The organism is Cupriavidus nantongensis, assembly GCF_041726985.1.
GTDB lineage: Bacteria > Pseudomonadota > Gammaproteobacteria > Burkholderiales > Burkholderiaceae > Cupriavidus > Cupriavidus nantongensis_A.
In genome coordinates this window covers 2,451,478-2,469,305 of sequence record NZ_CP168303.1, presented here as the reverse complement: position 1 = coordinate 2,469,305, position 17,828 = coordinate 2,451,478, and the positions used below count along the sequence as shown (strand labels likewise).

General features: G+C 68.4%; 16 protein-coding genes. 8 read left to right on the top strand and 8 right to left on the bottom strand.

All coding sequences use genetic code 11. The features are described from left to right. Positions 1 to 86: 86 nt before the first annotated feature. Together ACEI37_RS22605 and ACEI37_RS22600 are read right to left on the bottom strand one after the other, a co-directional pair. The gene (locus ACEI37_RS22605; RefSeq protein WP_227313940.1) at positions 87 to 1,589 is read right to left on the bottom strand and encodes a tripartite tricarboxylate transporter permease; all 1,503 of its coding nucleotides are present in this window, start codon (positions 1,587 to 1,589) and stop codon (positions 87 to 89) included. Positions 1,590 to 1,602: 13 nt separating this feature from the next. Further along, positions 1,603 to 2,064 carry a tripartite tricarboxylate transporter TctB family protein gene (locus ACEI37_RS22600; protein WP_062801349.1) on the bottom strand — a complete coding sequence of 154 codons (462 nt, stop codon included), beginning with the start codon at positions 2,062 to 2,064 and terminating at the stop codon, positions 1,603 to 1,605. A 374-nt stretch (positions 2,065 to 2,438) separates the two neighbouring features. Here ACEI37_RS22600 and ACEI37_RS22595 point away from each other — a divergent pair, with 374 nt between their 5' ends. Then, the gene (locus ACEI37_RS22595) at positions 2,439 to 4,220 is read left to right on the top strand and encodes a potassium/proton antiporter (protein WP_373378236.1); all 1,782 of its coding nucleotides are present in this window, start codon (positions 2,439 to 2,441) and stop codon (positions 4,218 to 4,220) included. 27 nt (positions 4,221 to 4,247) lie between these two features. On the opposite strand, the gene ACEI37_RS22590 is transcribed toward ACEI37_RS22595, so the two are convergent. The 3 genes from ACEI37_RS22590 to ACEI37_RS22580 form a co-directional block, all read right to left on the bottom strand. Further along, positions 4,248 to 5,243 carry a tripartite tricarboxylate transporter substrate binding protein gene (locus ACEI37_RS22590; protein WP_373378234.1) on the bottom strand — a complete coding sequence of 332 codons (996 nt, stop codon included), beginning with the start codon at positions 5,241 to 5,243 and terminating at the stop codon, positions 4,248 to 4,250. Between the two features lie 27 nt (positions 5,244 to 5,270). Then, a complete protein-coding gene (locus tag ACEI37_RS22585; protein WP_373378233.1) occupies positions 5,271 to 5,726 on the bottom strand; it encodes a DUF2214 family protein in 456 nt (151 codons plus the stop codon). A gap of 123 nt (positions 5,727 to 5,849) precedes the next feature. After that, positions 5,850 to 7,070 carry a CaiB/BaiF CoA transferase family protein gene (locus ACEI37_RS22580; protein ID WP_373378232.1) on the bottom strand — a complete coding sequence of 407 codons (1,221 nt, stop codon included), beginning with the start codon at positions 7,068 to 7,070 and terminating at the stop codon, positions 5,850 to 5,852. Positions 7,071 to 7,365: 295 nt separating this feature from the next. On the opposite strand from ACEI37_RS22580, the gene alaS reads away from it, so the two are divergent. Beyond that, complete coding sequence (alaS, locus tag ACEI37_RS22575) at positions 7,366 to 9,990, top strand: alanine--tRNA ligase (protein WP_373378231.1); 2,625 nt, start codon at positions 7,366 to 7,368, stop codon at positions 9,988 to 9,990. 59 nt (positions 9,991 to 10,049) lie between these two features. On the opposite strand, the gene ACEI37_RS22570 is transcribed toward alaS, so the two are convergent. From ACEI37_RS22570 to ACEI37_RS22560, 3 genes are all read right to left on the bottom strand, one after another. Then, the gene (locus tag ACEI37_RS22570; protein ID WP_111521980.1) at positions 10,050 to 10,814 is read right to left on the bottom strand and encodes a slipin family protein; all 765 of its coding nucleotides are present in this window, start codon (positions 10,812 to 10,814) and stop codon (positions 10,050 to 10,052) included. Between the two features lie 2 nt (positions 10,815 to 10,816). Continuing rightward, positions 10,817 to 12,265, bottom strand: coding sequence for a nodulation protein NfeD (locus tag ACEI37_RS22565; protein WP_373378230.1), 1,449 nt, complete (start codon positions 12,263 to 12,265; stop codon positions 10,817 to 10,819). Between the two features lie 92 nt (positions 12,266 to 12,357). Continuing rightward, a complete protein-coding gene (locus tag ACEI37_RS22560) occupies positions 12,358 to 13,257 on the bottom strand; it encodes a LysR substrate-binding domain-containing protein (protein WP_373378229.1) in 900 nt (299 codons plus the stop codon). A 130-nt stretch (positions 13,258 to 13,387) separates the two neighbouring features. On the opposite strand from ACEI37_RS22560, the gene ACEI37_RS22555 reads away from it, so the two are divergent. The 6 genes from ACEI37_RS22555 to ACEI37_RS22530 all read left to right on the top strand — a co-directional run bounded on the left by ACEI37_RS22555 (position 13,388) and on the right by ACEI37_RS22530 (position 17,811). After that, positions 13,388 to 14,683 (top strand): YbfB/YjiJ family MFS transporter, encoded by a 1,296-nt coding sequence (locus ACEI37_RS22555; protein ID WP_373378228.1) that lies wholly within the window; start codon positions 13,388 to 13,390, stop codon positions 14,681 to 14,683. A 132-nt stretch (positions 14,684 to 14,815) separates the two neighbouring features. Beyond that, positions 14,816 to 15,589 carry a class II aldolase/adducin family protein gene (locus ACEI37_RS22550; protein ID WP_373378227.1) on the top strand — a complete coding sequence of 258 codons (774 nt, stop codon included), beginning with the start codon at positions 14,816 to 14,818 and terminating at the stop codon, positions 15,587 to 15,589. A 55-nt stretch (positions 15,590 to 15,644) separates the two neighbouring features. Beyond that, a complete protein-coding gene (locus ACEI37_RS22545) occupies positions 15,645 to 15,833 on the top strand; it encodes a 4-oxalocrotonate tautomerase (RefSeq protein ID WP_012353493.1) in 189 nt (62 codons plus the stop codon). 28 nt (positions 15,834 to 15,861) lie between these two features. After that, on the top strand, positions 15,862 to 16,893 hold the full coding sequence (locus tag ACEI37_RS22540) for a low specificity L-threonine aldolase (protein ID WP_373378226.1): 1,032 nt from the start codon (positions 15,862 to 15,864) through the stop codon (positions 16,891 to 16,893). Positions 16,894 to 16,947: 54 nt separating this feature from the next. Next, entirely contained in the window at positions 16,948 to 17,532 is a 585-nt protein-coding gene (locus tag ACEI37_RS22535; protein ID WP_373378225.1) for an NUDIX domain-containing protein, read from the top strand. Positions 17,533 to 17,583: 51 nt separating this feature from the next. Next, positions 17,584 to 17,811, top strand: a complete 228-nt coding sequence (locus ACEI37_RS22530; RefSeq protein WP_010813669.1) for a sulfurtransferase TusA family protein — start codon at positions 17,584 to 17,586, stop codon at positions 17,809 to 17,811. Positions 17,812 to 17,828 lie beyond the last annotated feature (17 nt).

Sequence of the window (17,828 nt, the reverse complement as noted above, 5' to 3'; positions counted from 1 at the left end):
GCGACTGGCGGCGGACGAAAAAAAGGGCACCTTGCGGTGCCCTTCAGCTTTGTTGCCGCCGGCGCCAGGCCGGCGATGTTCCCTGCTTATTCTTCCTGGAACGCTTCTTCGCGCTTGGCCTTGATCGACGGCAGCGCCACGATCACGACCAGCACCGCGGCGGCGATCAGCAGGCCCAGCGACAGCGGACGCGTCACGAACACGCTGAAGTCACCACGCGACAGCAGCAGCGAGCGGCGGAAGTTTTCTTCCATCATCGGCCCCAGCACGAAGCCGAGCAGCAGCGGTGCCGGTTCGCAGCGCAGCTTGATGAACAGGTAGCCCACCACGCCGAAGGCGGCCGTCTGGAACACGTCGAAGGTGGTGTTCTGGACCGAGTACACGCCGATGCAGCAGAACGTCAGGATGGCCGGGTACAGGTAGCGGTAGGGCACCTTCAGCAGCTTCACCCAGATGCCGATCAGCGGCAGGTTCAGCACGATCAGCATCAGGTTGCCGATCCACATCGAGGCGATCAGGCCCCAGAACAGCGCCGGGTTGCTGGTCATCACCTGCGGGCCGGGCTGGATGTTGTGGATGGTCATCGCACCCACCATCAGCGCCATCACCGCGTTGGGCGGAATGCCCAGCGTCAGCAGCGGGATGAACGAGGTCTGCGAAGCGGCGTTGTTGGCCGATTCCGGACCCGCCACGCCTTCGATCGCGCCCTTGCCGAATTCCTGCGGGTACTTGGAGGTCTTCTTCTCCAGCGAGTACGCCGCGAAGGAAGCCAGCGAGGCGCCGCCGCCCGGCAGGATGCCCAGGGCCGAACCCAGCGCGGTGCCGCGCAGCACCGCCGGGATCATGCGCTTGAAGTCTTCCTTGGTCGGGAACAGGTTGGTGATGTGGTCGGTGAAGGTTTCGCGGTGCTCCTTCTGCTCCAGGTTGGCGATGATTTCGGCAAAGCCGAAGATGCCCATTGCCACCGAGACGAAGTTCAGGCCGTCGGTCAGTTCCGGCACGTCGAACGAGAAGCGCGCGGCGCCCGAGTTGACGTCGGTGCCGACCAGGCCCAGCAGCAGGCCCAGCACGATCATGGCGATGGCCTTGACCAGCGAGCCCGAGGCCAGCACCACGGCGCCGATCAGGCCCAGCACCATCAGCGAAAAGTACTCGGCCGGGCCGAACTTGAACGCCAGTTCCGACAGCGGCGCGGCAAATGCGGCCAGGATCATGGTGGCGACGCAGCCGGCGAAGAACGAGCCCAGGCCCGCTGTCGCCAGCGCCACCCCCGCTCGCCCTCGCCTGGCCATCTGGTAGCCATCGATGGTGGTCACCACCGAAGACGATTCACCGGGCAGGTTCACCAGGATGGCGGTGGTCGAGCCGCCGTACTGGGCGCCGTAGTAGATGCCGGCCAGCATGATCAGCGCGGCCACCGGCGGCAGCGTGTAGGTCACCGGCAGCAGCATGGCGATGGTGGCCAGCGGCCCCAGGCCCGGCAGCACGCCGATCAGGGTACCCAGCACGCAGCCCAGGAAGGCGTACGCGAGGTTCTGGAAGGTCAGGGCGGTGGAGAAGCCCAGACTCAGGTTGGTAAGTAGTTCCATGTTGGCGGCCTCCTTAGCTTGCCAGGAAAGCCGGCCACACCGGCATCTGCAGGTTGATGCCGTACACGAACGCGCCCAGGCTGATCAGCACCAGGATGACCGCGTTCAGGATGGCGCCCTTCCAGCTGAACTCGTGGCTGGCCATCGACGACACCAGCACCAGCACCAGCACCGACAGCACCATGCCCAGCGGCTTCAGCAGCAGGCCGAACAGCACCACCGAACCGAGGATCCACAACAGCGTCTTGATGTCCCAGCGGGCCAGGCTGTCTTCTTCCGACTTGGACGACAGCGAGCCGAACAGCACCAGCGCGCCCAGCAGGGCGAGCACGATGCCGAGCCAGAACGGGAAGTATCCCGGTCCCATTTTTGCGGCGGTTCCCATGGAATAACCGCGCGCGACCCAGGAAAAGCCGAATCCGACCAGGATGAACATCAGGCCGGAGGCAAAGTCCTTTTGGCTACGTATGCGCAAAGTGAATCTCCTCGATAAGACTGCTTGAAATCTGCGGCGGGCCTCGGTGTTGCGTTTGTTGCGTTGCATCAATGCAGCGAATTCCGGAGGCCTTCCGGCGGGCAGGGTGGAAGGTAAGGGGGCGACCTTTCAGCTACCTTTCAGATGTCTGCAAATGGGGTCATGGTTCGGGTATCCCCTAGTGAGAGCACGCTTAAAAGTGCCGCTGCGCCAAGCTGCAGGCGGCCTGGCGGGTAGCGGCCCGGGCCGCTGCGCTATCATCCGGAACGGTCTGGCGCGCCGCCGCGGCCGCTGCGGCGGAAGGGTTCTGAAAGGTTCTGAAAGTTCCTGAAAGCTTCCGCAGGCGCATCCCCCCGGGCAACACAAGGAGCGTTTTGGAAAGCATCGACCATGTCATCCTGCTCGGCGCCGTCGTGATGTCGCTGGGCATCGTGCTGGGCGCGTTCTCGGCGCGCTTTGGCGTGCCGTTCCTGCTGGTGTTTCTGGCCGTGGGCATGCTGGCCGGCGTCGACGGCCCCGGCGGTATCCGCTTCTCCGATACCTGGCTCAGTTTCCTGGTGGGCAACCTGGCGCTGGCCATCATCCTGCTCGATGGCGGGCTGCGCACCCGGCTTGCCACCTTCCGCGTGGCGCTCAGGCCGTCGCTGTCGCTGGCCACGGTCGGGGTACTGGTGACGGCCGCGTTGGTGGGGTTCTTCGCCGCCTGGCTGCTCGGCATCGACTGGCGGCTGGGGCTGCTGCTGGGGGCCATCGTCGGCTCGACGGATGCCGCCGCGGTGTTCTCGACGCTCAACAGCAGCGGCATCCGGCTCAAGGACCGGGTCGCGAGCGTGCTGGAGATCGAGTCCGGCATCAACGACCCGATGGCGATCTTCCTGACGCTGACGCTGATCGAATGGCTGACCGCGCCCGAGGGCCTGACGCCGCTGGGCCTGGTGCTGCGCCTGCTGGTGCAGTTCGGCGTGGGCGGCGTACTCGGGCTGGGGCTTGGCTATTGCCTGGCCAATGTGCTGGAGCGCACGCGCGTGGCCGAAGGGCTGCAGTCGATCCTGCTGTGCTCGGGCGGCGCGATGGTCTTTGCCATCGTGCAGACCGCCGGCGGCAGCGGTTTCCTGGCGGTGTACCTGACCGGCATGCTGATCGGCAACCGCGAGCGCGCCGTCACCGCCGACACCATGCGCGCCATGGACGGCATGGCGTGGCTGGCGCAGTCCGCCATGTTCCTGCTGCTGGGCCTGCTGGTGGCGCCGCACCGGATCTGGGAAGTCGCGGGCCCCGCGGTGGCGGTGGCGGCGTTCCTGATGCTGGTGGCACGGCCGGTGGCGGTGTGGCTGGCCTTGCTGCCGTTCCGCTTCAATGCGCGCGAGACCGGCTTTATTGCCTGGATGGGGCTGCGCGGCGCGGTGCCGATCGTGCTGGCGCTGTTCCCGCTGCTGCGCGAGGTGCCGCAGTCGGGCCTGCTGTTCCGCCTTGCCTTTGCGGTGGTGCTGGCCAGCCTGCTGTTCCAGGGCACCACCGTGGCGGTGGCGGCGCGGCTGGCGCGCGTGCTGCGCCCTGGCTACCCCGAGCCGCTGGCGCGCTCGCGCCTGCGCGGCACGCGCGCGCCGATCCTGGAAGTGATGCAGTTCGAGGTCGGCCCCAACGCGCCGGTCGAGAGCGTGCGCGCCGACCAGCTGGAACTGCCGCCGCGCTGCCGCCTGCTGACGGTGGCGCGCGACGACGCGCTGGCCGACCCGGCCCAGACGGTCTTGCGCGCCGGCGATGCAGTCTGCGTGCTGGGACCGACGGTCTCGTTGCCGCTGCTGTCGGCGCTGTTCCAGACGCCGGGCCGGGCACCCACCTGGGAACAGGTCTCGCACGATTTCCTGCTGTCGGGCGACGCGCCGCTGCGCGACGTGGCCGCGCTCTACGGCACGCGCGAACTGACGCCGGACGAAGAGCCGCTGACGCTGGAAAGCGCGATGCAGCGCGCGTTCACGTCGCCGCCGGTGGAGGGCGACAGCGTCGAGATCGCCGGACTGCCGCTGACGGTGACGCGCATGGAGGGCGCGCAGATTGTGCAGGTGGGATTGCTGCTGCCGCGGCTGGAGGGGGATTCCGGCGGGAAGCTGTGGGGGCGGCGGCGCAAGGGGGAGCGGAGCAGAGAGCGCGCGTGATCGCGCGCTCCCTCTTGATGGCGGAGGTCAGTCGACCTTCGCTCCCGACACCTTCACGATCTGCGCATACTTCTTCAGTTCCTTCTGGATCAGCGCGGCGAACTGCTCCGGCGTGGTCGGTGCCGGCTGGGCGCCGATGCGGGCCAGGCGGGCCTTCATGTCGTCGGTCTTCAGGATCGCCACGATGTCGTGGTTGAGCCGTTCGACGATTTCGCGCGGCGTGTTGGCCGGCGCGAACACGCCGAACCAGGTCGAGATGTCGAAGCCTTCCAGCCCCAGTCCCTTGCCGGCCTCGGCAATGGTCGGCAGGTCCGGGAACGATGCGGCGCGGCCGGCGGTGGTGACGGCGAAGGCCTTGAGCTTGCCCGCCTTGATATTGGCCGAGGCCGAGGCCAGGTTGTCGAAGATCAGGTCGGTCTGCCCCGACAGCACCGACAACTGCGCCGGCGACGCGCCGTTATAAGGGATATGGACCATGCTGACTTTTGCCATGCTCTTGAACAGCTCGCCCGACAGGTGGCCGGCGCTGCCGTTGCCGCCCGAGGCGTAGTCCAGCTTGCCGGGGTTCTTGCGCGCATACGCGACAAGGTCGCGCACGTTGTTGATCTGCAGCTCGGCGGCCTTGCCCGGGTGCATCACCAGCACGTTGGGCACGTCGGCAACCAGCGTGACCGGCGCGAAGTCCTTCACGGGGTCATACGGCATCTTGCTGAACAGCGTCGGGTTGATCGCGTGCGTGGCCACCGCGCCCATCACGATGGTGTAGCCGTCGGCGGGCTGCTTGGCAACGTAGTCCGCGCCCAGGTTGCCGCCTGCGCCGGGCTTGTTTTCCACGATCACGGGCTGGCCCAGGCTGTCGCGCAGCTTGTCGCCGATGGCGCGCGCCACGGTGTCGAGCGGGCCGCCGGCCGGGTAGGGCACCACGAAACGGACCGGCTTGGTCGGGTAGGCATTGGTGGCGGCAACGGCGGCGGCCGGCACCAGGGCCGCGGTCAGCGCGGCGGCAAGCAGTTTCTTCAGCATGTTGCGGAGTACAGGAGGATAGGATTCTCAGCGGGCCCCGATGCCGCGCGCCATCATCACGGCGCACAGCGGCAGCAGGATCACCAGGTGCGATTCGATCATGACCCAGCGCCGTGCCGCCTTGATCTCGGACGGCGGCGGCACGTAATCGGGCAGCCTGCGCGCCTGCTTGCGCCAGCGCGCGATGGCGAAGGTCGGCGGCAGCGAGCACAGCGCGATCAGCACGAACACGCCCATCTTGGCGTGGAACCACGGGTTGTGCAGGTAAAAGTCCGCGCCCTTGGCGCCGTAGAACAGGCGCAGCAGGCCGGTGGCCAGCGCCAGCATCGCCGACAGGAAATAGAACAGGTCGTACAGCGACAGGCGCCGCACGGTGGCCGGGGTCAGGTCCGGGCGCAGCGCCACGGCCTCGGCGGCCATCAGCGTGATCAGGACGAAGATCGCCAGGAAATGCAGGAAGGCGAGGACGGCGTCGGTCAGCATGGGTTCTCCTTCGCTTTGCACGGGCGCGCGCAAAGGCGCGGGCCGGGGAAAGTACTTCAGTGGGGACTGGACTTCCGGAAAGCACCCGCGGCCGGCTGGCCCGCCGCGGGCAGGAGGAGAATCTTACAGCACCCCTTTTGCGCGAAGTGCGGCGATCTGCGCCGCGCTGTAGCCCAGGGTCTCGGCCAGCACCGTGTCGGTGTGCTCGCCCAGCAGCGGGGGATGGCGCAGCGCCTGCGGCGGTGTCGCACTCATCTTGATCGGGCTGCCGACCAGCTTGACCTCGCCCGCGCTCGGGTGCGGCAGGTCCACGCGCAGCCCCCGCGCCTTGACCTGGTCGTCCTCGAACACGTCGTCGAGCGTGTTGATCGGACCGCACGGCACGCCCGCGGCTTCGAGGTCGCGGATCCATTGGGCGCGGGTGCGCGGGCGCACCATCTCGGCCAGGATCGGCACCAGCACGTCGCGGTTGGCCACACGCTGCGGGTTGGTGGCAAAGCGCGGGTCGTCGGCCAGCTCGGGCTTGCCGCCGTCGGTGACGAACTTGCGGAACTGCCCGTCGTTGCCGACCGCGACGATGATCCAGCCATCGGCGGCCTGGAAGGTCTGGTAGGGCACGATGTTCGGATGCGCGTTGCCCCAGCGGCGCGGCGCCTGGCCGCTGGCCAGGTAGTTGGTGTTCATGTTGGCCAGCATCGCCACCTGCACGTCGAGCAGCGCCATGTCGATGTACTGGCCTTCGCCGGTGCGGTCGCGGTGCGCCAGCGCCGCCAGCACGGCGATGGTGGCGTACTGGCCGGTCATCAGGTCGGAAATCGCCACGCCGGCCTTCTGCGGGCCGCCGCCGGGCAGGTCGTCGCGCTCGCCGGTCAGGCTCATGAAGCCGCCCATGCCCTGGATGATGAAGTCGTAGCCCGGGCGCGCGGCGTAGGGGCCGGTCTGGCCGAAGCCGGTGACCGAGCAATAGATCAGGTCCGGCTTGACCTGCTTCAGCGAGTCGTAGTCCAGGCCATATTTCTTCAGCTGGCCGACCTTGTAGTTCTCCAGCACCACGTCGCTCTGCGCCGCCAGGTCGCGCACGATCTGCTGGCCTTCCGGGGTGCTGATGTCGCACGTGACCGAGCGCTTGTTGCGATTGGCGGCCAGGTAGTAGGCGGCCTCGGCGGTGTCGCGGCCGTCTTCGTCCTTCAGCCAGGGCGGGCCCCAGGTGCGGGTGTCATCGCCGGCGCCGGGGCGCTCGATCTTGATCACGTCGGCGCCGAAGTCGGCAAGGTTCTGGGCGCACCACGGCCCTGCGAGGACGCGGGTCAGGTCAAGGACGCGGAGATGGCTTAAGGCTCCCATGGCGGTATTCGAGGCAGAGGTAAGGCGGGGATCGGATCCGGAATGCGGGTGGTCGGCACGCCCAGGAAACGGGGCGGCGCGGGCTGGCTGCACTGTACCACCGGCAAACCGGCGTTGATGCCGCAAGTGATTTATGCGTATCCCAAGATCATGGGATTCAGGGCGATAGCCGGCCGCTTCCCGGACGCCGTGGCTGACCTGCCCGACGGCCTGCCTTGCCCGTATAATCAACGGTTTGCAAATCCCATACTGATTCGTCGCGCCCGGCCACACCGGGGCAAGCGTCCGCCATCCCATGAAAGTCTCAGACATTCGCAGCAAGTTCCTGCAGTTCTTCGAATCGAAGGGCCATACCGTGGTCCGCTCGTCCAGCCTGGTGCCGGCGAACGACCCGACGCTGCTGTTCACCAATTCCGGCATGGTGCAGTTCAAGGACGTGTTCCTCGGCACCGACAAGCGCCCGTACAGCCGCGCCACCTCGTCGCAGCGCTCGGTGCGCGCCGGCGGCAAGCACAACGACCTCGAGAACGTGGGCTACACCGCGCGCCACCATACGTTCTTCGAGATGCTGGGCAACTTCTCGTTTGGCGACTACTTCAAGCGCGAAGCGATCCAGTACGCATGGGAACTGCTGACCAAGACCTACCAGCTGCCCGCCGAAAAGCTGTGGGTCACGGTCTATGCGGAAGACGACGAGGCCTACGACATCTGGGCCAGGGAAGTCGGCGTGCCGGCCGAGCGCATCGTGCGCATCGGCGACAACAAGGGCGCGCGCTACGCCTCGGACAATTTCTGGCAGATGGCCGACACCGGCCCGTGCGGCCCGTGCTCGGAGATCTTCTATGACCACGGCCCCGACGTGTGGGGCGGCCCGCCGGGATCGCCCGAGGAAGACGGCGACCGCTACATCGAGGTGTGGAACCTGGTGTTCATGCAGTTCAACCGCGACGAGCAGGGCAACATGACGCCGCTGCCCAAGCCGTGCGTCGACACCGGCATGGGCCTGGAGCGCATTGCCGCGGTGCTGCAGCACGTGCACAGCAACTACGAGATCGACCTGTTCCAGGCGCTGATCAAGGCCGCCGCGCGCGAGACCCATATCGACAACCTGAACCAGAACTCGCTGAAGGTCATCGCCGACCATATCCGCGCGTGCGCGTTTCTGATCGTCGATGGCGTGATCCCGGGCAACGAAGGCCGCGGCTATGTGCTGCGCCGGATCATCCGCCGCGCCATCCGCCACGGCTACAAGCTGGGCCAGAAGACCCCGTTCTTCCACAAGCTGGTGCCGGACCTGGTCGAGCAGATGGGCCAGGCCTATCCGGAACTGGCCGAGGCCCAGTCGCGCGTGACCGAAGTGCTGAAGGCCGAGGAAGAGCGTTTCTTCGAGACCATCGAGAACGGCATGGCGATCCTCGACGCCGCGCTGGCCGACCTGAAGCTCAAGGGCGGCAAGACGCTGGACGGCGAACTCGCCTTCAAGCTGCACGACACCTTCGGTTTCCCGCTGGACCTGACCCAGGACGTGTGCCGCGAACAGGAAATCGGCGTGGACGAGGCCGCCTTCGACGCCGCCATGAACCGCCAGCGCGAGCAGGCGCGCGCCGCCGGCAAGTTCAAGATGGCCGCCGGCCTGGAGTACACCGGCGACAAGACCGTGTTCCATGGCTACGAGAAGCTGGAACTGCCGCAGGCAAAGGTCACGGCGCTGTATGTGGATGGCGCCGCGGTCGACACCATGCAGCCCGGCCAGACCGGCGTGGTGGTGCTCGACAACACGCCGTTCTACGCCGAGTCCGGCGGCCAGGCCGGCGACCAGGGCTTGCTGAAGGCCGGCAATGCAGTCTTCGCCGTGGCCGACACCACCAAGGTCCAGGCCGACGTGTTCGGCCACCAGGGCACGCTGGCGGGCGGCGCGCTCAAGGTGGGCGATGCCGTGTCGGCGCAGGTCGACGCGCTGCGCCGCGCGCGCACCGTGCGCAACCACTCGGCCACCCACCTGATGCACAAGGCGCTGCGCGAAGTGCTGGGCAGCCACGTGCAGCAGAAGGGCTCGCTGGTCGATGCGGACAAGACCCGCTTCGACTTCTCGCACAACGCCGCGCTGACCGACGAACAGATCCGCCGGGTCGAAGAGATCGTCAACGCCGAGATCCTGCGCAACGAAGACACGCAGGCCGAGATCATGCCGTTCGACGACGCGGTCAAGAGCGGCGCGATGGCACTGTTCGGCGAGAAGTACGCCGACGACGTGCGCGTGCTGTCGATCGGCACCTCGAAGGAACTGTGCGGCGGCACCCACGTGCACCGCACCGGCGATATCGGCCTGTTCAAGATCGTGATGGAAGGCGGCGTCGCCGCTGGCATCCGCCGTGTCGAAGCCATCACCGGCGACAATGCGCTGCATTACCTGCAGGGCCTCGACGCCAGGCTGAACGAAGCCGCCGCCGTGCTCAAGGCGCAGCCTTCCGAGCTGGTGCCGCGCATCGGCCAGGTGCAGGACCAGGTGCGCGCGCTGGAGAAGGAGCTGGAGCGCCTGAAGAGCAAGCTGGCCGCCTCGCAGGGCGACGAGCTGGCGGCGCAGGCGGTCGACGTGAAGGGCCTGAAGGTGCTGGCCGCGCAGCTGGACGGCGCCGACGTGAAGGCCCTGCGCGAGACCATGGACAAGCTCAAGGACAAGCTGCAGAGCGCCGCCATCGTGCTGGGCGCGGTCGCCGACGGCAAGGTCAGCCTGATCGCCGGCGTCACCGCCGATGCCACCGGCAAGGTCAAGGCCGGCGAACTGGTCAACTTTGTCGCCCAGCAGGTGGGCGGCAAGGGCGGCGGCCGCCCGGACATGGCGCAGGCCGGCGGCACCGAGCCGGCCAAGCTGCCGCAGGCGCTGGCGGGCGTCAGCGAATGGGTGGCGGCGAAGATCTGATGCGCTAACGTTTGTGAAGCCAAGCAGAAGGGGCGCCAGCGGGCGCCCCTTCTGCTTTCCTACTTCTCCGTATTTCCCGTGGCGCTCCGCAGCGTCGTCAGCAAATCGATCGGCAGCGGAAACACGATGGTCGAACTCTTGTCCCCCGCAATCTGCGTCAGCGTCTGCATATAGCGCAGCTGCATCGCCTGCGGCTGCCGCGCCAGCATCTGCGCCGCTTCCAGCAGCTTCTCCGAGGCCTGCAATTCGCCTTCGGCATGGATCACCTTGGCGCGCCGCTCGCGTTCGGCCTCGGCCTGGCGGGCGATGGCGCGGATCATGGTTTCGTTCAGGTCGACATGCTTGATCTCGACGTTGGAGACCTTGATGCCCCAGCCGTCGGTCTGCGCGTCGAGCGCCTGCTGGATGTCGAGGTTGAGCTTTTCGCGCTCGGCCAGCATCTCGTCGAGCTCGTGCTTGCCCAGCACCGAGCGCAGCGTGGTCTGCGCCAGCTGGCTGGTGGCCTCGAGGAAGTTCGCCACCTGGATGATGGCCAGTTCGGGATCGACCACGCGGAAGTACACCACCGCATTGACCTTGACCGAGACGTTGTCGCGCGAGATCACGTCCTGCGGCGGCACATCCATCACCACCGTGCGCAGGTCGACCCGGACCATCTGCTGTACCGCCGGGATCAGCAGCACCAGTCCCGGGCCCTTGACCTTCCAGAACCGTCCGAGCATGAACACCACACCGCGTTCGTATTCGCGCAGCACGCGGAACGAGGTGATCACCAGCAGTGCCAGAAGGAAGATCACACCGCCGAAGCTGAATCCGTAGGCCATGGTCAGGCTCCCTTGTCGGGGGTCGGTTGGGAAGAGGAGGCCGGCGCACTGCCGGCGGCGATGACTTCGAGCACCAGGCCACTGCGTCCCGTGACCAGCACCGGCGTGCCGCGCGCCAGCGGCGTGGCGCTGCGCACGCGCCAGGTCTCGCCGCGCACGCTGGCCCAGCCTTCCTCGCGCAGGTCGTCGAGCAGCTCGCCGCGGCTGCCGACCAGGGTGTCGGCGCCGCTGACCACCGGCCGCTTGCGCGAGCGCACCAGCATCGCCGACATGCCGAACACGAACACCGCCGACAGCGCCGACATCGCCGCCACCATCGGCAGCGGCACGCCGAAGCCCGGCACGTCGGTGTCGATCAGCATCACCGCGCCGAAGGCGAAGGCGATGATGCCGCCGACCCCCAGCGCGCCGAAGGTAGGCAGGAACAGCTCCGCCACCATGCAGCCGATGCCCAGCGCCACCAGCGCCAGCCCGGCGTAGTTGACCGGCAGCATGTGCAGCGCGAACAGCGCCAGCAGCAGGCAGATCGCGCCGACGATGCCGGGCACCACCATGCCCGGCGTGGAAAACTCGAAGATCAGCGCGTAGATGCCGATCATCATCAGCAACAGCGCCACGCTGGGCTCGGTGATCACGGCCAGGAAGCGGTTGCGCCAGTCCGGCTCCAGCGTCACCGAAGGGGCGTTGCGGGTCTGCAGCGTGCTGGCCTTGCCGCCGGCGGTGGTCAGCTTGCGCCCGTCGAGCTGGCGCAGCAGCGCCGGCAGGTCGGCCGCGACCACATCGATCACGCGCTGCGCCAGCGCTTCGTCGGCCGACAGGCTGACCGATTCGCGCACCGCGCGCTCGGCCCATTCGGCGTTGCGCCCGCGCAGCTGCGCCAGGCCGCGGATATAGGCCGAGGCGTCGTGCAGCTGCTTGCGCGCCATGGCGTCGCCGCTGGCGGGCGCGCTGGCGGGTGCCGAGGCGGGGCTGGCGCCGGGCAGGGCGTCGGGTTTCTGCGGGCCGCCGATGCCGACCTGCACCGGCGTCGCCGCGCCCAGGTTGGTGCCCGGTGCCATCGCCGCGAGGTGGCTGGCGTAGAGAATGTAGGTGCCGGCGCTGGCCGCGCGCGCGCCGCCGGGAGAGACATAGCTGGCCACCGGCACCGGCGAGGCCAGGATCGCCTGGATGATGTCGCGCATCGACGCATCCAGCCCGCCGGGCGTGTCCATTTCCAGCACCACCAGCTGCGCGCCGGCTTCGCGGGCGCGCGCCATGCCGCGCAGGATAAAGCTGGCGCTGGCCGGGCTGACCGCACCTTTCAGCGGGATCACGTACACCGGCGCGGTGGCGGTGGCCGTGCCAGCCGGCGGGGCCGCGGCGCCGCTGCCGCCGAAGGCAAGCGCGCAGCATGCCAGCGCCAGGCTGGACAGCAGCCGGAAAGCCCGCAGCAACGCGGAGGCAGGGTTCATGGCAGGAGCAGGGCAGGCAAGGTGCCGTGGTGGCGCCACTTCAAGTGTAGGCCACCGGGCACATCTTGCACGCGCCGCGCAGGCCAGCGCGCTCAGGCCGCCGCCAGTTCAGGCCCGGCCGAGCCGGGCGGTGCGGGCGTGAGTTCGGGCAGGGCCTCGACCAGCGCATGCAGCGCGGCGCTGGCCATCGACGGGTGCCACGCCAGCAGCGTGCGCACTCGGCCCGCGGCGCCCAGGCTGTGCTGCCGGATGGCGGGCAGGTCGCGATACAGGCCCAGCACCGAGCGCGGCACGATTGCCGCGCCGATGCCGGCCGCGACGCAGGCGACGATGGCATGGTAGGAGCTGAGCTGCAGCACGCGCGGCGTGGGCGCGGGGCCGCTGCCGTACCAGGTCTCGAGCCGCGCGCGATAGTTGCAGCCCGGCTCGAACGCCAGCAGCGTCGGCACCTCCAGGTCTGCCGCGCCGCGCACCGGGCGATGGTGCTCGCGCGTGATCACCACCAGCTCCTCCTCGAACACCGGCGCCGCGCGCAGCGCCGGGTCGGCCAGTGGCTCGGCGACAAAGGCGCAGTCGACCTCGAAGCGCGCCAGCGCGTCGAACGCCTGCCGCGTCGCCAGCGTCACCAGTTCCAGCTGCACCTCGGGCCAGGCCTGGTGATACGCGGCCAGCACCTGGGGCAGGCGGCTGGCGGCGGTGCTTTCCATCGAGGCAATGCGCAGCCGGCCGTGCGGACGGGCCGGCAACACCGCGTGGCGCGCCTCTTCGGTCAGCGTCAGGATGCGGCAGGCGTAGTCGAACAGGGTCTGCCCCGACGGCGTCAACACCATGCGGCGGCCGTCGCGCACGAACAGCTCGACCCCCAGCGACTGCTCGAGCTGGCGGATGCGGGTGGTGACATTGGACTGCACCCGGTGCAGCCGCTCGGCCGCGCGGGTGACGCCGCCGGCTTCGACGACGGCGCGGAAAATTTCAAGCGCGGCAAGATCCATGGCCCGGCCCCACAGTTTTTCATCAGATTTCAGAATGGCTGGCATCTTGATAATTCATGTTTCAAGATGCTTATGGCAGCGTAGCATACAGAAATCGCAGCGCAACCGCTGCCACCACCGTCCATTGCTCATGCCGACCCCCCGCCCCCTCGAGCCCGAACACCCCGCCCCGCGCGTGGCGGCCGCCGCGCCACGCCGAGAGGCCGGCCCGCTCGCGGTGGCGCTGGCCGGGCTGGTGTCGCTGGCGGTGGCGATGGGCATCGGCCGCTTCGCCTTCACCCCGTTGCTGCCGATGATGTTGCATGACGGCACGGTCACGCTGGACCAGGGCGGCTGGCTGGCGACGGTGAACTACATCGGTTACTTCGTCGGCGCCGCGGTGTGCATGTTTATCCAGCCCGATGCGGCGCGCATGGTGCGCTGGGGCCTGGTGGCCACGGTGCTGCTGACGCTGGGCATGGCCTTGCCGGGCGGCATGCCGGCGTGGTCGCTGTGGCGCGCGGCCGCGGGCGTGGCCAGCGCCTTGGCGATGGTCTACACCGCCGCCTGGTGCCTGCAGCGGCTGGCCGAGCTGGGCCGGCCGGAGCTGGCCGGGCTGATCTTCTGCGGCCCCGGCCTGGGCATCGTGGTCACCGGGCTGGGCGTATCCGGCATGGTCGGCGCGGGCTGGCATGCGGACCATGGCTGGCTGGCCTTCACCGCGCTGGCGGTGGTGCTGGTGGCGGCGGTCTGGCGCATTTTCATCGCGCCGGCCGCGGTGACGGCAGCGGTGCCGTCTGCGGGGGAGGCCGGGGCCGATATCGATACCGGCACGGCACGGCTCGATGCCGAGGCCTGGATGCTGACGCTGGCCTACGGCCTGGCCGGCTTCGGCTACATCATCACCGCGACCTTCCTGCCGGTGATCGCGCGCCAGGCGCTGCCCGGCACGGTGTGGGCCGACCTGTTCTGGCCGATCTTCGGCGCGGGCGTGGCAGTGGGCGCGTTCCTGGCGACGCGCGTCAGCATGGGGCACGACAATCGCAAGCTGCTGGCGCTGCTGTACGGCATGCAGGCGCTGGGCGTGGCGCTCGCGGTGGTGTCGCCGAGCGTCGCCGGTTTTGCCCTCAGCAGCCTGCTGGCGGGGTTGCCGTTCACCGCGCTGGTGGCGTTCGCGATGCGCGAGGCGCGGCGGCTGTGGGGGCCGCAGGCACCGCGGCTGATGGGCCTGATGACCGCGTCCTACGGCCTCGGCCAGATCGCCGGCCCGCCGCTGGCGACCGCGCTGGTGGCGCGCAGCGGCGGCTTCGCCGGTTCGCTGGCGTGCGCCGCGGCGGCACTGGCGCTGGGCGCGCTGGTATTCGCCTGGATGCGCCACGCGTGGCCGCTGCCGGCGGCCGGGGAGTCGGCAGGCAGCGGCCCGAGCCCGGCCGCCAAGGTGCGCTAAAGTATCGCCTTTGCCGTCCGGCGCGCCGCGCGAGGGATTGCGGCCGGGTCACCGGCATCGCGGTCCAGCGGCGCGGCACAGAAGGCCGGGCCGTACCCGGCACGCCAGACCGGGCGGCGCAGGAGCGACCCCATGTCTTTTGCCTTGCAGCCCGCGCGCGCCGCGGGCGCTTCCCATCCCGTCTCAGCCGAGGAGCAGCGCGTGCGCGTCGACCTGGCCGCGGCCTATCGCCTGGCCGCGCGCGAGGGCTGGGATGACCTGATCTACACCCATATCTCGGCCACGGTGCCGGGCGAGCCGGATCACTTCCTGATCAACCCGTTCGGCTTTGCCTTCGACGAGATCCGCGCCGGCGACCTGGTCAAGATCAACGGGCGGGGCGAGGTCGTCGGCGACACCGTGCATCCGGTCAACGTGACCGGCTTCGCGCTGCACGCCGCGGTGCATGCCGCGCGTGCCGACGCGATGTGCGTGATGCACCTGCATAACACCGCGGGCATCGCGGTGTCGGCGCAGGCGGCGGGGCTGCTGCCGCTGTCGCAGCATGCCATGCGTTTCCATGGCCGCATCGCCTACCACGACTACGAGGGCCTGGCCTTCACCCCGGCCGAGGGGGCGCGGCTGACCGCATCGCTGGGCACGCATCCGGCCATGCTGTTGCGCAACCACGGCACGCTGACGGTGGGCCGCACCGTGGCCGAGGCCTATGTGCTGATGGCGACGCTGATCAAGGCCTGCGAAGTCCAGATCGCGGCGCAGGCCGGCGGCGCGCTGGTGCAGCCCGATGCCGCCGTGGCGGACAAGACCTCAGCGCAGCTCCATGACGACGGCGCGGTCGAGGGCGTGCTGGAATGGCCCGCGCTGCTGCGCAAACTGGATAGAATCGATCCTTCCTACCGGGACTGAGGGGAAGAATTTTTCCGCCCGGACCACAACAATCAATCAAGCACAGGAGCAATGTATGCCGACTTTCCACGTCGAAATGTTTGAAGGCCGCACCATCGAGCAGAAGCGCAAGTTTGTCGAGGAAGTGACCCGCGTCAGCTGCGAAACGCTGGGCTGCTCGCCGTCGGCGGTCGACATCATCATCACCGACATCAAGCGCGAGAACTGGGCCACCGGCGGCGAGCTGTGGGCCGACAAGAAGTAAGGCGCCGGGCCGCTCCACACTGAACACCATGCAGCACTTCGCCTCCGACAACTACGCCGGCTTCTGCCCGGAATCGCTCAAGTATTTCCTGGAAGCCAACGGCAGCGGCCATGAGCAGGCCTATGGCGACGACAGCTGGACGCAGAAGGTCTGCGACCGCATCCGCGACCTGTTCCAGACCGATTGCGAAGTGTTCTTCGTGTTCAACGGCACCGCGGCCAACTCGCTGGCGCTGTCGGCGCTGTGCCAGTCGTACCACTCGGTGATCTGCCACGAACTGGCGCATATCGAGACGGACGAATGCGGCGGGCCGGAATTCTTCTCCAACGGTTCCAAGCTGCTGACCGCGCCGGGCGAGCACGGCAAGCTCACGCCCGATGCGGTCGAGGCGCTGGTCACGCGCCGCGCCGACATCCATTACCCCAAGCCCAAGGTGGTGTCGCTGACGCAGTCGACCGAAGTCGGCACCGTCTACAGCGTCGAAGAGGTGCGCGCCATCGCCGCCATCGCCAAGCGCCGGCAGCTGCGCGTGCATATGGACGGCGCGCGCTTTGCCAACGCGGTGGCGTCGCTGGGCGTGCATCCTTCCGAGATCACCTGGCGCGCGGGCGTCGACGTGCTGTGCTTCGGCGGCACCAAGAACGGGCTGCCGGTGGGCGAGGCGGTGGTGTTCTTCGACCGTCGCCTGGCCGAGGACTTTGCCTACCGCGTCAAGCAGGCCGGACAGCTGGCGTCGAAGATGCGCTTTATCTCGGCGCCGTGGCTGGGTTTGCTCGAGAACGACGTGTGGCTTGCCAACGCGCGCCATGCCAATGCGATGGCGCAACTGCTGCAGCAGCGCATCCGCGAGATCCCGGGCGTGCGCATCATGTTCCCGACCCAATCCAATGCGGTCTTCGCCGAGCTGCCGCTGCCGGCGATCGAGGCGCTGCGCGCAAAGGGCTGGCGCTTCTATACCTTTATCGGTGCGGGCGGCTGCCGTTTCATGTGTTCGTGGGACCTGCAGCCGCAGACCGTGGAGGCGCTGGCCGCGGACATGCGCGTTGCCTGCGGCGCGTAGCGGGGCCGCATCCCGCCATCCTCATACAGATAACGACGAGATACAGGAGCCCCCATGACCTACCGATTCTGCCCGCAGTGCGGCGCGCCGCTCGAGGTGCTGCCGCTGTCCGGGCGCGAACGCCACGCCTGCGTGCAGCAGGACTGCGGCTTCGTGCACTGGAACAATCCGCTGCCGGTGCTGGCGGCGGTGGTGGAGTACCAGGACAAGCTGCTGCTGGCGCGCAACGCCGCGTGGCCGGAGAAGATGTTTGCGCTGGTGACCGGCTTCCTGGAGCGCGACGAGCCGCCCGAGCTGGGCGTGGCGCGCGAGCTGAAGGAGGAGACCAACCTCGATACCGAGTCGGTCGCGCTGATCGGTGTCTACGAGTTCATGCGCAAGAACGAGCTGATCATCGCCTATCACGTCAAGGCGACCGGCACCGTCGAATTGTCCGAGGAGCTGGCCGAATACAAGCTGGTGGCGCCCGAGGACGTGCGCGTGTGGTCGGCCGGAACCGGCTTCGCGGTCGCCGACTGGCTTGCCGCGCGCGGCTACGCGGTGCGCTTCTTCGACCGACAGACCGGGGCCGACATTCCGGATCCGCGCCGCCCCCATGACTTCAGCCAGCTCGGGGCTTCGCTACAATACCGCTGGTAAGGCCGGTTTTTCAGCCGGCCTCCAGCCCCCAAGCATCAGAGGAAGAGACGAATGGAGTTCCAGAAAGAAGTGGACGCGCGCGGCCTGAACTGCCCGCTGCCGATCCTGCGCACCAAGAAGGCCCTGGCCGACATGGCCAGCGGTGACGTGCTCAAGGTGCTGGCCACCGATCCCGGCGCCACGCGAGATTTCCAGGCCTTTGCCAAGCAGACCGGCAACGAGCTGCTGTCGCATTCGGAAGTCGACAAGGTGTTCGTGTTCTACATGCGCCGGCGCTGAGTTTGCGTAGCGATCCG